Genomic DNA, 15,590 nt, shown 5'->3' on the forward strand with positions numbered 1-15,590 from the left:
AGTTTCTAATCCTTAGTTTTAAACCCAATAACCTCATAGACTGTCTTACTCATATCAGGACATAGGTTTTCTCTAATTTTAAAAGAAACTTCCTTGTTCTTAGGTATTAGTTGTTTTAGCGTATCAAAATCATTTGCTGGCGAGTTCATAAAACCAAAAGTAATCTCCTGTCCGGGAGAAATCATATTTGTAATACTCGAACCAGAATTTATAATGCGTTTCACTTTTACCGTAGTAGCCGTTTTAAAGCTTTTTTCACAAATAGATGCATTTTTAGTTACATCTTGTATTACAGCAATCAAATGCACGGTATTAGGATCGATCGTATTATCCTGAAGATCGCTAAACTTCGGTTTTTCTACTTTAGGTTTAGGTTTTATTTTTTCGGTTTCCTTTTCCTGGGCAATACTATTTGATTTGCAAGAAAATAAGCCAACTACTATTAATATATATAGTATTTTATCCATTGTATAAAAATAAAAAAAGGAGTTGAAAATTTCAACTCCTTTTAAGTTTATCACTATTGCAACTTATTTCTTAATAAGTTTAAGAGTACTTTGATTTCCATTTTCTGTAATTCTTGCGAAATACAAACCAGATCTTGCATTTGAAGCATCCCAGGTTGTATTATCACCAACATTACTATTTGAAAACAACTTATTACCCATAGAATCGAAGATCTCGATAGATCTAGAAGTATCTCCATTAGATTTTAATGCTGTATCTTTAAAATTAAAAGAGAACATCCCGTTAGATGGGTTTGGTGAAGCTGTAGTGTTTTTTGACACTTCTATTACAGCCAAAGGATCTACCGAAGTTTGAGGCTCACCTGCACCACCATCATCTACCATTCCATAAATCTGGAATACCTGATCAAGAGGATCTCTACCGAATGCAACCGAAACCGGTGTCCAATCTGTAGCTCCTGTACCAAATAAGTCTAAATTATCTTTAAAATGTGGCTCCTGACCAATTCCTCCATTTTGTGAAGACCAGAACCATTGTTGTTGCCCTGCACCAAAAGCTAAGTTAGCATAAACTGATAACCAATAGTTACCACTTTCTAATGTTACCGTTGCTGGAAGCACTAGGTTTAGGTTTGTATCTGTTGGGTTAGAGATTGGAGTTATCTCTCCGCTATTATAAACCTCATCGCCTGGAACTCCTGCATTATCACTATATATTACAACAGTTGCATTAGTTAACGCTGGTGAGTTATTAGCTCCTCCAAAAGCTACAATTCTCTCTAATGTCCATTCATTCCCTGCAGGAATAACGAAGTCATCTGCAGATTGTGCAAGACCACCAAAATCTACAAAGAATTGAGATGCCAATGATGATGTAGCACCTTCTATTTGCTCATAAATCGCAAGCTCTGTTACAGACACTGTAAATCCTTCTGCAACTTGCTCATCTCCAGAAGTAGCTATTAGACCAATTGTTGCCTTACCTAGGCTATCTGGTGCAAAAGAAAGAGTGATTGTATTTCCTTCTAATGTAGCTGTCACTAATTCTGGATTAGAATTCGTAAATTCTATATCTATTGCATTTCCGTTAGAGTGAACAAATAAATCTGTTACATCTATTTCTACATCTTCACTATTTTCTGCTACAAGAAGATCATCTAGTAAATAAGCAACACTTAATGAAGATTCTGGTAATTCATTAAATACTGGGAATCTTGCACTATACAACCCACTACCGTGTGCAGCTACAGCAATAAATCCATCTTTACGAGTTTTTACCTCATCGGTTACAGCATTACCAATAGCAAAAGGTTCTTTAATCCAACGGGTTCTTTCTCCATTTAATCTATTTGCATAGTATAATCCTGTACTTGTTGCTGCATATACTTTTTGTAATCTAGAACCAAAGAATCCTTGACTACTTCCTAAGAATGCAGTACTTCTTACAGATGGTCCATTTCCTGATCCATCAGCATTTTCTTCTAAATTACCACTAATATTTGTCCAGGTATCTCCTCCATCGGTCGTTAAGAATACACTTATTACTCTATAATTTGAAAAAGTAACAATTACTCTATCAGAATCTGAAGGGTCTACGTTAATATCGTTAACAAATCCTTCTGGTAATCCTTTCCCAGTAGAAATATCTACTACTTCCTGGTCATCAAGATTAGCATTATCCATTCTATAGATACCTCCTGTATTGGTACCATAATATAATCTATTTGCAACTGGATATTTAGAAACATCTAAAGATGATATTGAAGTTCCTGCCGGAGTATCGGTATTAGGAAGATCAACCCAGTTTACTGTTGCGAATGCATTTGAGAAAAGAGGGATTTCATCCAGATCGTTATTCCTCCAAATTCTATTACCTGCAGGTAAATACATAATGTTATCATTATTTGGATCCAGAATAAACGGTGTAATAAAAGCAAGGTTGTTAGCTCCTGCTGGTCTTACTCTGGTGAATGATTGAAATTCTCCAGCTTCATCAAAATTAAATCTATATACATTTCCTCTTTGTGAAGATACGTATCTTGTACTTCCGTTATCTGCAATTGCACTATAAGCACCATCACCTCCAAAATCTTCTATCCATGGCTCTATAGAGCTCGTAGAAGAAGTAAACCAGGTACCGTTATCCTGAAAACCAGCTAGTAGATCATCACTATTTGGTTCTGGATCAAAAGATACGTGGTATGGTTGTGTTGTTACATATCCATTATTTAAAGAAATCCAATCTACAGGTTCTGCAGCAGATGTAGAAGTAGTAACATCTTCGGTTACAAATACACCTCCATCATTACCAGATAATACTTTGTTAGGATTAGATGGATAAAAAAGTAATTCATGCTGATCAGGGTGTTGATCTGGATATACACTTACGTTGTTTAGAGGAGAATATCCTGCAATCCAGCTTTCTTGTCCTGCTGGAGTTGTAAATCCAGTTGTAGATCTGTATATGTTAGTTCCGCCTACAAACATTAAGTTAGGATCTGCCGGACTAACCTTAACGATCATATTATATCCACCCTGAAGATTTAAGTTTCCTACTCTTCCACCAATTGCGGTAGGTAGATTAGCACTTAAATCTGTCCAGGTTTCTTCTGGTGTAGCTGCGGCAGCATCGTATTTAAGTAAAAATGCTGGTCCACCTGCACTTAAATTCTGTGTAAAGAAATATACAATGTTTTCATTAGAAGGATCTATCCCCATAACTGTTCTACCATAATCTGCTGGTAAAACCTCTGGTGATATTTCTGTCCAGGTATCAACATCTCCGTTGGTAGATGTAAAATATCCATTATTAGGATTTCCTCCAGAATCGATAGTTGCATAGATCTGACCTGTACTTGTAACTGCAACTTCTGCAGTATTATCAAAATCGCCTGCTAATACTTCTTCAAATGATTTTCCACCATCTTTAGATTTGTGTACACCATTAAAAGTACCTACGAAAATATCTCCATTAGTTGGATTAATCACGATAGAATTAATCAAATCAAAAGGAGAGAATGTTCTTACGTCATTATCGTTGGTAGCTTCAAGAAGTCTCCAGGTTCTTCCACCATTGGTAGATTTATAAACTCCGGTTCCTTGAAAAAAGGCTCCTCCTGCTCCTGCAGAATTACCAAAACGTTCTCCTGATCCATAATACCATGTATTATGTTTACCAGGTCTAGGATCTTGTACAATACAAGTAATACTTGGTGATTGTCTACGAGACGTTACTTTTCTCCAGGACTCTCCACCATTAGTAGAGCGCCATAATCCTCCCGAAACTCCACCGGCCAGGATTACATTCTCGTTTGTACGATCAATAGCCAATGCTCTTGTTCTTCCTCCTACATTGTAAGGACCTCTGTTTTTCCAATACGAAAAACGACCGGCTTTTGAAGATTTTGCAGCATTGCTAATTGATTGTTTCGAATCATTTCCTTCTGAAATCTTACTAGAGAAGTTAACCTCTTTGTCTCTAATTCCGAAAGGAATTTCATTAGTGTTCGGGTCTTTGAGTCTTTCAAATTCCCACTTCATTCTTTCTAATGCTTTGTCACCAACTTTTTTTACATCAGACTTAGATCCATATTTACTATCGTAAATTTTAGATTGTTTGTAAAGTGAATGACCACCAGGTTTTTCCTGTTGATCTGCCTGTGTTTTAAGCTGTTGAGCATTTACTGAAGTAATGGTTCCCACAAGAGAAACCGCCCAAACGGAACGTTTGAGATAAAATAAAAGTGTTTTCATTTTAAGCTGATTTGTGAGTGATTTTTTCAAAACTAGCTTAAATTTTTGAATTTTTTTCTTAAATCTTCAGGAATTTTACGATTTTTTTACTTTTTCTCCAATAAAACCTCTAAACTCTCGGTAATTACATGACATATATCTTCTGTTACTATAATTGGATCACTAGTAATTGTTGTATAACCTGTTTTACTCACTGTAATCACATAAGTACCAGTACGTTCATGAGCTCCAACAAAAATAGTAGTCCCTGATATATTCTCTAATGTTTCTTTATATTCGTTATCTGTCGCTACTACGGTAATACCATCTACCAAAAATGTAGCATCCATAGTATCTTTAATCGTTACTTCTAAACCAGGTCTAGCCTCTAACGTACATAGAACAGGATCTTCTGTCTTATCGTCATCATTACATGCCACACAGAATATTAATAAAAGTAAAAAAACTTTTTTCATGTATTTTAAAACTTTATAAGTTATTACTTGTATATAAGATGCTTCTAAAAAGCTATGGTTGCGTTTTTTTAACACACTCTATACAATATTCATTACATATATAAACCGAAAAAGTTACATATTAGTACAACATTTAATAAAAAAAGCATCCCACGTTGGGATGCTTTTTTATTATTTATTACAAAATTATCTGGCTATAAATCGAATTTGATTCCTTGTGCCAATGGCAATTCTGTAGTATAATTTATGGTATTGGTTTGACGTCGCATATAAACTTTCCATGCATCTGATCCCGATTCGCGACCACCACCTGTTTCTTTTTCTCCTCCAAAAGCGCCACCAATCTCGGCACCAGAAGTTCCTATATTTACATTAGCAATCCCGCAATCAGATCCTGCATGAGATAGAAAACGTTCTGCTTCACGTAAATTATTGGTCATAATTGCAGAGGATAATCCTTGCGCTACTCCGTTTTGAGTTTCGATAGCATTTTCTACATCACCACTATACTTTAATAGATATAATACTGGTGCAAATGTTTCGTGCTGTACAATTTCAAACGAATTATCTGCTTCTGCAATAGCAGGTTTTACATAACATCCGCTTTCGTAACCTTCTCCAGAAAGCACAGCTCCGTCTACCACAATATTCCCTCCTTCTTCTACTACTTTTTGTAATGCATTTTGGTAACCTTTTACCGCATCTGTATCTATTAATGGTCCCACATGGTTATTTTCATCCAGAGGATTACCAATTCTCAACTGTCCATATGCAGCTACTACTGCATTTTTTACTTTATCATAAATAGATTCATGTATAATTAATCGGCGTGTAGAAGTACAACGTTGACCTGCTGTTCCTACTGCACCAAACACGGCTCCAATCACTGTCATTTTGATATCTGCATCGGGCGTAACAATAATTGCATTGTTTCCTCCTAGTTCTAAAAGTGATTTTCCTAAACGTTGTCCCACGGTTGCTCCTACAATTTTACCCATTCTAGTAGAACCTGTAGCAGAAATTAAAGGAATCCTTTTATCTGTTGTCATCATCTCTCCTACCTTATAATCTCCATTAATCAAGCAAGAAATTCCTTCTGGCAGGTTATTATCTTTTAAAACTTTGGCTATAATATTTTGACAAGCTATTCCGCAAAGTGGTGTTTTCTCACTAGGTTTCCACACACATACATCTCCACAAATCCATGCTAATGCAGTGTTCCAGGCCCATACTGCTACCGGAAAATTAAATGCAGAGATTATTCCCACAATCCCAAGTGGATGATACTGCTCATACATTCTATGACCAGGGCGCTCAGAATGCATTGTTAAACCATGCAATTGTCTGGATAATCCTACGGCAAAGTCACAGATATCGATCATCTCTTGTACTTCTCCTAAACCTTCTTGGTAAGATTTTCCCATTTCATAAGAAACCAATTTCCCAAGAGGCTCTTTTAATTCTCGTAATGCTTCTCCAAACTGTCTTACGATTTCTCCACGTTGTGGAGCCGGCATTATTTTCCAGGTTTTAAATGCTTCGGTTGCAGTTTGTATTACTTTTTCATAATCTTCTGCTGTTGTGACTTCTACTTTACCTATTAATTCTCCATCTACAGGTGAATATGATGAAATCATTTCTTTTGAAGAAAGCCAGTTTGAGCCTGTCGAAGTGCCTTTATTGTCCTCAGAAACGCTCAATTGCTGTAGCGCTTCCTGAATTCCGAAATCTAATATTGCTGTTGCCATGTATAAGTTACTTTTTGAAAAGGTAAAGATACTGTGTTTTGGAGATAAATTAAATTTTGGCACAATCTAACGTTAATTTTGAATGATTTTTCTAAAAATCAATTTCAAAAAAATCAATTTTACCATAAACGGAAGTTTAACAAACTAAATTGACTCACTCCTTTCAGTATACAAAACGTTTTTCTGTTATATTTTAAGAGTTATAAAAGTACAGAAATCTTTAAATAAATTAAAAGATTTCTTCGTTCAAAAAGATGGATTTAAATACTGTTATGTTTAATTTTATAACCCCTTTTCTTATTCAGAAATTTTTATACTAAAAAAAGAAATCGCTCAAACAAGATTTCTCTTGTAGAGCGATTCCCAACTAAATAACCAACCAAAAAGTTAATATTGTTTAAGTGCTACCTTACTTTTATTTTGAAAGCTTCATAAAATCAGCTTTTTTTATTCTTTTCTTTTCATTCTGAGTCGGTTTTCCTTTCTCAGAACTCTTAAATTGTATATGTCCTCTACCTACAAACTGGTACACTGTTTCTGAGCTTGGATGAAACAATTCTATTTTACTATCATTTATAACGGACAACTCGAAGAATTCATTGCCCAGATAATCGTAATCAAGTGTTAAAGTTTTCCTATCAAAAATGTTAACGATATCATTAACCTCATAATGCCCGGTATAATCATAAAAGATATCATTAATATGAATTCCGTTTTCATCTCGAGAGCTTTTAAAATTTTCTCCGGATCCAAAATATGAGAATTTCAAATAGTTTTCGTTATCAAACTCATTCAGTACCCCAAACTCACTGGTAAAGACTTTTTCCCAGGTTTCATACTCCTGCAGGAAATAATGAATATTATCATAAAATACCTGATCGTAATCAAAATTACTACGTTGGTACCCAACTAAGAAGTAGCTGGTATTCGTTACCCTATCATATACTTCTATCTGATTATCTGATAATTGAGTAATTACTAATTTATATGTACCATCGATATCATGACTAATATCCAGATCCATTCTAAAAGTATCATAGAAACCAACATCTAATCCATAACCGTTTCCATTACTTCCCATACCAACCAGATTATTATTGGCATAAAATGTTCCGTTTCGGAAAGAAACTGTAAACGCTTTTTGTAAAAACGGAATCTCACCATTACCTTTTGTGCGTTCGATATCTACATACCAGATCTCATAGGTATTCAATAATTCATTTAAAGTAATTGTTGGTTCCTCTATATAAACATCTTCTTCGATAACAACCTCTGCTACACAAGAAGTTAATAGTATTGAACCTAAAAAAATAACCGAAAGTAATTTTAGCGTTTTCATATGCTGTGTGTTTTCAATTTCATTAATTGAGAACCAAAACGCGTGCCAAAATTATAATAAACTGATTATCAGATCTTTATTTTGAATTGTATTTTTCCTATTTTTGAACCCACAATATTTTTTATGGAAAAAAATCCAAAATTTGCAGTACTGGGAGGTGGTAGTTGGGCAACTGCCATTGTAAAAATGCTTACCGAAAACCTAAATGAAGTTGGATGGTATATGCGAAGTACTTATGCTTTAGAGCATCTTAAAAGACAACAACACAATCCTAATTATTTAAGTTCTGTCGAATTTAAAGTTGAACAACTTAAACTCACTAATGATATAAACGAAGCTGTTGCCTATGCAGATTACCTGATTTTTGCTATTCCATCTGCTTTTCTACATAGTGAACTCAAAAAATTAACAATATCTTTAAAAGACAAGATTATTTTTTCGGCCATAAAAGGTATTGTTCCAGAGACAGGTCTTATTGTAGGAGAGCATTTTCATGACGAGTATAACATTCCTTTTAATAATATTGGGGTAATTACCGGGCCATGTCATGCAGAAGAGGTTGCGCTAGAACGATTATCATATCTTACTATTGCTTCTAATGATGAAGAAAAAGCCAAAATAATGGCGAATCATTTAAGTAGTGATTATATTAAATGTAAAACAAGCGATGACATTATCGGTACCGAATATGCTGCAGTACTCAAGAACATCTATTCTGTAGCGGCAGGGATTGCGCATGGTCTAGGGTATGGTGATAATTTTCAGAGTGTTCTTATGAGTAATGCTATTCGTGAAATGAAACGTTTTATTAAAAAAGTACATAAAATGAAACGTAACATTAACGATTCTGCCTATTTGGGGGATTTATTGGTTACCGGGTATTCTATTTTTTCTCGTAATCGAATGTTTGGTAATATGATCGGTAAAGGGTACACGGTAAAAAGCGCCCAGATGGAAATGAGTATGATTGCCGAAGGATATTATGCCGCAAAGACCGCATATGAACTCGATGCCACCAAAGCTGCTCGAACTCCTATTATTGACGCAGTACACGCTGTGTTATATGAAAATAAAAATCCGAAAAAAGTATTTAAGAAACTAACTGATAAGCTAGACTAATTATTCTTATCTTCATGCCTCTGATTATTTATACATCTTATGAAGAAGCTTATCGAAACATTTTATACCGGATTAAGCAATCTCGATGCCGAAACTATGATATCATGTTATCATGATGATGTGGTATTTGAAGATCCTGGTTTTGGAAAACTAAAAGGTAATCGTGCAAAAGGTATGTGGCGTATGCTATGTAAAAATGCAAGAAATTTTAGAGTAGAATTTTCACAAGTTGAAGCTAATGATCAAAATGGATCAGCGCATTGGGAGGCCTGGTACTCTTTCAGTAAAACAGGCAGATCGGTTCATAATAAGATCGATGCTCAATTCGAATTTAAAGATGGCAAAATCATAAAACACACAGATGATTTTAACCTACACCGTTGGGCTTCTCAGGCTATCGGATGGAAAGGTGCTTTGCTTGGTGGGACTAGTTTTTTTAAGAAAAAACTAATTCGGCAAACCAATAAAATGCTCGATAAATTTATGGCGTCCTGATTTTGATACCCTAACCTATGAATACACTACAAATCACACAACCCATTGTATCGGTAAACTGGCTTTCTAAGCATTTAGATCATCCTGATTTGGTCATTCTGGATGCTACAATCAAAAAAGTAACCGCACCAAATGAGTCAACAAATTCGAACCTAAAGATCAAAGGAGCTCGGTTTTTTGATATCAAAAATGTTTTTTCTGATACAACTACCGATATTCCTAATATGCTTCCTTCTGCAGAAGCTTTTTCAGAAGCTTGTAAAATATTAGGTATTAGTTCTCATCATACCATAGTGATCTATGACACCTTAGGAATCTACTCTAGTCCAAGAGTACGATGGATGTTTATTGCTATGGGGCATCAAAACGTTGCTGTATTAGATGGTGGCCTCCCCGCTTGGCAAAAAGCAGAACAACCTTGTGAAACTGAAGATACCATACCACAAAAATACAACCGTGGAAATTTTGAAGCCAATTACATCTCTAAGTTGGTTACCAATGCTAAAACGGTACTTACAGAAATGAATTCTGAAAGCACTCTAATACTAGATGCACGTTCACCAGGTAGATTTACTGCATCAGAACCCGAGCCCAGAGAAAGTCTTAAAGGAGGGCATATTCCAAATTCAATGAATCTGCATTATACAAAAGTACTTGATGATGGTAAAATGAGATCTACTGCCGAATTACAAGAAATTCTACAACATTTTAACATTGAAGACAAAAAACTGATCTTTACATGTGGATCAGGCATTACCGCGTGTATTATTATGCTTGCTGCAGAGTTGGCGGGATATCATGATGTATCTGTATATGATGGATCATGGAGCGAATGGGGACAATTAGATGAAGTTCCTATTCAGTGTTAAACACAAATCAAAATATCTACTTAATTATATTATATGAACTGTTTTTTTCGATTGATTTTTTGCATTGTCTTAGTATCGACCACCAGCTATGCACAAAAAGCACCAAAATTTAGCTTACAAGATTTTTATACCTATACTTCTGAATTAGAATATACTGTAGATTCTATTTTTAACACATTAAGCGACCGACAAAAGGTAGCCCAAATGATCATCACTTCTGGCGGAGAAATAGGTAAGCCAGCAGCTACCGTTCGTAAATTAGCCATGCAAAATGCAATTGGAGGTGTAGTCTATCTAAAAGGGCATAAACAAAAACATACCGAAGATATTAACGCAATTAATGCTATTACTACAAAAAATAAGACTGTTCCGCTTTTGTTTAGTATGGATGCCGAGCCTAGTTTATTCTCTAGTAGAATTAAAGGAGCCCGTAAAGTAGGTAAAACCATTGATATCAAAACCGAAGCACAATCCGATTCTGTAGTTAATATCATCAACCAGGAACTTAGAGATATTGGTGTGCATCATAACTATGCCCCTGTACTGGATATCAGCCCTAATAATGAGGCTATAAAATCCAGAAGTTACGGAGATAATAAAGAAGATGTTGTTCGTCTTGCCAATCAATTTATAAAATGTTCTCAGGAAAGTGGGATCATAGCCACCGCAAAACATTTTCCCGGTCATGGTCTTGTAAAAGGAGATACCCACAAGCAAAGTGTATACATAGATGGCCCTTTGCAAGAGGTAGATAACTATACAAAAATTATCGAAGATGGTGTACTCTCTATTATGGTTGCCCACATCACTATCAAAAATAATGAGGAGTATGATACCGATGGATTACCATCTAGCTGTTCTAAAAAAATTGTTACTGGCTTATTAAAAGAGAAAATGGATTTTAGAGGTATTATTATATCTGATGCACTTAATATTATGAAAGCTGTTACTATATTAGACAACGCCCCCCTACTTGCTTCTAAAGCAGGTTGTGATTTAATTCTGATGCCACAAAACGAAATAAAAACGATAAATGCTATCCTTGCCGAAATGAAAACTGATGCAGCCTATAAAAAACAGGTAATGCAATCGGTAAAGAAAATTTTACGATTAAAAGTATGTGCCGGGGTCATTAGATAGTTGATAGAAATACTCTCCATCATATATCCTAATGGGATCTGGAAAAGCAAAAATTCTCAATTCTAATTAAAATTGTAGTAAACAAATTATACAAATAAACATCTTGTTTTATTAACTGTGTCAATCAAGGAACTATTAAATACGACCGAACACCGACCCTGGAAAATCCCTGATAAAAACTGGAAATTCTACCAGGAATGGAACAATGCAATATTTCTTCATTGGGAGGTCGAAGTATCAGAATTACAAAAATTTGTTCCTAAAGAGCTAGAAATTGATCTTTTTGAAGGTAAACCCTGGGTTTCTTTGGTAGCTTTTACTATGGAAAAAATTCGACCTAAAAACCTACCACCATTTCCTCCGATCTCTAATTTTGATGAAATTAATATTAGAACGTATGTTAAGTCTAATACAAAAACGGGAGTCTATTTTCTAAGCATAGAAGGAGGAACAAGCTTATCCTGTAAAATAGCTAAGGCAATTTCTCAATTGCCATATCGGTATTCAAAAATAAAACGAAGTAAACACCAATATCAGTCAACAAATCCAGAGTTTAAAGACGAACTAGACATACAATTTTCTATTGGAGAAAAAATTACGGATAAAGGTGCTCTCGACACATGGCTTACAGAAAGATATGCTTTGTTTCAAGATACAGAGAAGTCAATTAATGAGTTTGAGATTCATCATATCGAATGGCCAATACAAAAAATCGAGCTTACTAAGCTAAAGGTAAACTACACAAGATTTGATAAACTAATCCAGGGTAAGCCAGATAAAATTCAATATTCAAAAGGGGTAAACGTAATTGCCTGGGGGAAGAACAAAAAAGAAAGAATCTTACCATTATGAATATTAGTTTTTGCGCACCATTATTACGAGTAATGCACTAGAAAAAATAGACGAAAACATAGTATGCTATTACAATAGAAAACAACATAATTTGTCCTAGATATATTTCAACAAAAAACAAGAAACAGATGGTATATTATTAGTAATCAAGTTTTTTTAATAAAAAAGATCAAACAAAAAGCTACCGAAACAAAATAAATAACACTACAAAAACCAGATTGTTTTCCTCAATTATATAGTTTTCTAAATAGCATCTTTATATGCATTATGTATACCATTTCTTATATAAAATTATTTGATGGCGAGGATTTTCAATCCGTGCATAAAAATCTGATGACGCGGATTTGTAATCCGTGTTTTTAAAACTTCAGAATACATGTAAAGAAACAACTTCTAATTCGTGACTAAACCTGCATGATTTATTGTAGAATCAAAAACATAATTCTCTGGGTTTAAAACGATCTTATTTACAGCTAACTTATTAATATTTTGGTTGTTTCACAGATTACAAATCTGTGCTATCGAATTTGCGCCTTAAATCAACACTATCGGGTTTTACACAAAAAAATTCCTAAATTTAGAGTATCTAAAGTAAGCAAGGTAAAAAGAAACAACCTTGTAAAGCTTAGCAATGATTAATATTAACCAACGGAAAGATTATGAAAACACTCACACAAAAAACCTTATGGTTACTCACACCGTAAGTATACAACTCTCAATTTCGCGATAACGAATTCTAATAGGTATCAAAGCTGTTTTATGATTCTTAAGTCTCATTGGCTGTGTAATCCAAAACCTCAGCCCCTTTATTAAAAACAAGAGGAAAAAGATAATGATGCCATTATAAGTAATAGCACACGGTGCATATTACAAAAGAGAAATTCAATTTCTTTAAGCTAATCTTAAGAAACAAAATAGGCTTCGCAATAACAAAAAATACTTCACTACCGCCAGGAGCTATTAATCACAAGGAGAAAAATGTGACCCGAACACTCCATAACAAAGTAGGGCAAAAATTAAAACTCAATAATATGAAAAAACTAAGTATTTTAAGTCTGTTGTTCGCTATCCTCCTAGGATGTTCTGAAGAAGATCCTCTGGTAGAAAACGAAAATTTATCACAAAACGATGCTGTACTCAAAACCTTAAAGAGCTGGGGGTTTTCTGATGATCTAATCGAAGACAAAGGAACCTATTATTTGGTAGATGGAGATATGGTTTTTTATAAAAACAAAAAATACCATGCTCCTAAAAAATCCAGCACTAAACAAAGAGAACATCCCAATGCTGTAACGATTAACAATATCAATGTGTTTATAAATCCCGGTATGAATGTAGATTGGAGAAACGCTTCTATAAACGCAATTGGTCGCTGGAACGCTACTAGTTCGGGTTTGTTTCTTAATATAACTGCTACGGCTGCCAATGCCCATATCCAGATCATGTATGACTCACAAGATCCTAGTATGAATTTAGCTGCCAATGTTTTCGGAAGAGGAACATTTCCTACAACCAACGGTTTGCCTGGAGTAAGAATCTGGGTAAATCCAGATTTTAATGCATGTAGTGGGGCCATTACGCAGAATATGAGAATTTCTAATGTACAACATGAACTGGGTCATAATCTGGGTATTATGCATACCAATCAAACTTCTGCAAGTCTTATCCCAGGTACACCAAGTACAGATGCGCAATCTGTAATGAACGGTGGTAAAGCATGCTCAATAAACAACTTTAGTGCCGGGGATTTTATAGCAATAAGACACTTATTTCCTCCGCTCACTTTAGTGGGATCATCGCTAATATGCAACACTTCTACTGTGACATATACTGCGAGTATTTCGACTATCCCAATAAACTGGACAACCTCTTCAAATCTTCAAATCGTATCCTCGACAAATACCAGTATTACGGTAAGACCTACAAATAGCGCGTTTAACGGGTCTGGATTTATTCAAGCTACTTTACCGTCACATACGGTCCGTAGAAATATTTGGATAGGAGAAGCTGTCGTAGATTTAAGTATGATCGAATTCGAAAATGGTATAGGTGAGATCGGTTATTTTTGTTCTAGTCACACAGGTAATACCTATAGCATTGCTCCGAGATTATCGGGTACAACACACCAAATAAGGCTACGTAGATATCCTAATCTATCTATTGTATACAGCCCATCGACTAATTACTCGGGAAATTCTGGAACCTTACATTATACTCCAACTCCTGGTTGGTATCTTTTTGAAGTAAGAAGAACCAACTCTTGTGGCACTACAGAATGGTCTGGCACAGAAGTCGAGTTTGTAGACTGCTCTAATGGCGGTGGTGGCGGTGAGGAATTTTAATTTCTCGATATTCTTAACTCAGATACAGAAACCACAACTATTGTTGCATAAGTTTTCTTAATAAAAATTCCCTAGAGGCAAGGTCTTGCTTCTGGGGGATTAACCAAATCAACTGTTATAGTGTATTCTCGACGGCATAAAGACCAGCATTAAAAACAGATTGTTTTCCTCAATTGTATAGTTTTATAAATTGAGGGTAAACAAATTTTTCTATCACATTACTTATTAAATTACCCTTGTTCGCTATGTAGCTTGATGCGTAATGCAATATAAAAATCAAAAGTAACGGCTCTGGTAACGGCGTGATCGTCTAGACAAATTTTTGCTGCATATAGATCTACAGTATCATGATACCACTCCCACAAAGCATCGGTTCGGGTTTTAAAGCCCATTAGTGATAAAATGGCCATCCCCAGTTCTACACTAAAAAAAGAAGTGTCGAAACCTACCGAGGCCAATTGATTGATAAACCGGGTTCCTACTAATTCGTTCTTAATAAGATATAAGATCAAATCCTGCTGTGTGGATAATTTAAATTGCGGAAAAATCTGAGTGTCTAGATCTATTTTCATCTGCTTATAGTTATGATTTCCTTTGATTTAGATAAAATTAGCGTAGTCTCCGGCCTTTGCTAAAACACACATTAGATAAATCAAATGCATGCCAAGTGCTATCTTCTCAAAAAAGAAGCGGATATAAGTGTACTCGACTTGTAAAGAGGTAAGTCCAAATTATACATTAGAAAATCTACTAAAGCTCTAATCACAATCCTGGTAAAAACGTATGATCTACCATACATTACTTTCTCTTTATAATTAACAGATTTACAGGATTGCCAGGTAGGATGTGCAATGTAGTCCCGAAAAAAGGAATACCTTAAATCTGTAAAAAAGGTATTGTATTTAATTTGTTGTGCATTTAAGATTTTTGAATCAAAAAAGCGTCAATTCGAGTGCTTCGATACACTCAGGATGACAAGGATTATTGGTTTAAAAAAGCTATTCTCGATAC

General features: G+C 34.9%; 12 protein-coding genes. 6 read left to right on the forward strand and 6 right to left on the reverse strand.

All coding sequences use genetic code 11. From position 1 onward, the window contains the following. Positions 1 to 5: 5 nt before the first annotated feature. The 5 genes from Z053_RS0112380 to Z053_RS0112400 form a co-directional block, all read right to left on the reverse strand. Entirely contained in the window at positions 6 to 467 is a 462-nt protein-coding gene (locus Z053_RS0112380) for a hypothetical protein (protein WP_025665327.1), read from the reverse strand. A gap of 63 nt (positions 468 to 530) precedes the next feature. Further along, positions 531 to 4,220 carry a T9SS type A sorting domain-containing protein gene (locus Z053_RS30100; protein WP_025665328.1) on the reverse strand — a complete coding sequence of 1,230 codons (3,690 nt, stop codon included), beginning with the start codon at positions 4,218 to 4,220 and terminating at the stop codon, positions 531 to 533. Positions 4,221 to 4,306: 86 nt separating this feature from the next. Beyond that, a complete protein-coding gene (locus Z053_RS0112390; RefSeq protein WP_035096005.1) occupies positions 4,307 to 4,675 on the reverse strand; it encodes a hypothetical protein in 369 nt (122 codons plus the stop codon). Between the two features lie 194 nt (positions 4,676 to 4,869). Then, positions 4,870 to 6,423 (reverse strand): L-piperidine-6-carboxylate dehydrogenase, encoded by a 1,554-nt coding sequence (gene amaB, locus Z053_RS0112395; RefSeq protein WP_025665330.1) that lies wholly within the window; start codon positions 6,421 to 6,423, stop codon positions 4,870 to 4,872. Between the two features lie 415 nt (positions 6,424 to 6,838). Further along, positions 6,839 to 7,762 (reverse strand): hypothetical protein, encoded by a 924-nt coding sequence (locus tag Z053_RS0112400; protein ID WP_025665331.1) that lies wholly within the window; start codon positions 7,760 to 7,762, stop codon positions 6,839 to 6,841. 123 nt (positions 7,763 to 7,885) lie between these two features. Between Z053_RS0112400 and Z053_RS0112405 the strand changes: the two genes are divergently transcribed. The 6 genes from Z053_RS0112405 (at position 7,886) to Z053_RS0112430 (ending at position 14,579) form a co-directional block, all read left to right on the forward strand. Then, a complete protein-coding gene (locus Z053_RS0112405; RefSeq protein ID WP_025665332.1) occupies positions 7,886 to 8,881 on the forward strand; it encodes an NAD(P)H-dependent glycerol-3-phosphate dehydrogenase in 996 nt (331 codons plus the stop codon). A 39-nt stretch (positions 8,882 to 8,920) separates the two neighbouring features. Continuing rightward, positions 8,921 to 9,376 (forward strand): nuclear transport factor 2 family protein, encoded by a 456-nt coding sequence (locus Z053_RS0112410; RefSeq protein ID WP_025665333.1) that lies wholly within the window; start codon positions 8,921 to 8,923, stop codon positions 9,374 to 9,376. Between the two features lie 17 nt (positions 9,377 to 9,393). Beyond that, positions 9,394 to 10,245: a sulfurtransferase gene (locus Z053_RS0112415; RefSeq protein ID WP_035096008.1), complete on the forward strand. Its 852-nt coding sequence runs from the start codon at positions 9,394 to 9,396 to the stop codon at positions 10,243 to 10,245. A gap of 33 nt (positions 10,246 to 10,278) precedes the next feature. Beyond that, a complete protein-coding gene (locus Z053_RS0112420) occupies positions 10,279 to 11,385 on the forward strand; it encodes a glycoside hydrolase family 3 N-terminal domain-containing protein (protein WP_025665335.1) in 1,107 nt (368 codons plus the stop codon). Between the two features lie 117 nt (positions 11,386 to 11,502). Further along, positions 11,503 to 12,237, forward strand: a complete 735-nt coding sequence (locus Z053_RS0112425; protein ID WP_025665336.1) for a YqjF family protein — start codon at positions 11,503 to 11,505, stop codon at positions 12,235 to 12,237. Positions 12,238 to 13,268: 1,031 nt separating this feature from the next. After that, complete coding sequence (locus Z053_RS0112430; RefSeq protein ID WP_025665337.1) at positions 13,269 to 14,579, forward strand: zinc metalloprotease; 1,311 nt, start codon at positions 13,269 to 13,271, stop codon at positions 14,577 to 14,579. A gap of 230 nt (positions 14,580 to 14,809) precedes the next feature. Here Z053_RS0112430 and Z053_RS0112435 read toward each other — a convergent pair whose 3' ends face one another. Then, entirely contained in the window at positions 14,810 to 15,151 is a 342-nt protein-coding gene (locus Z053_RS0112435) for a hypothetical protein (protein ID WP_025665338.1), read from the reverse strand. Between the last annotated feature and the right edge of the window lie 439 nt (positions 15,152 to 15,590).

The organism is Aquimarina megaterium XH134 (assembly GCF_000520975.1).
GTDB classification, from domain to species: domain Bacteria; phylum Bacteroidota; class Bacteroidia; order Flavobacteriales; family Flavobacteriaceae; genus Aquimarina; species Aquimarina megaterium.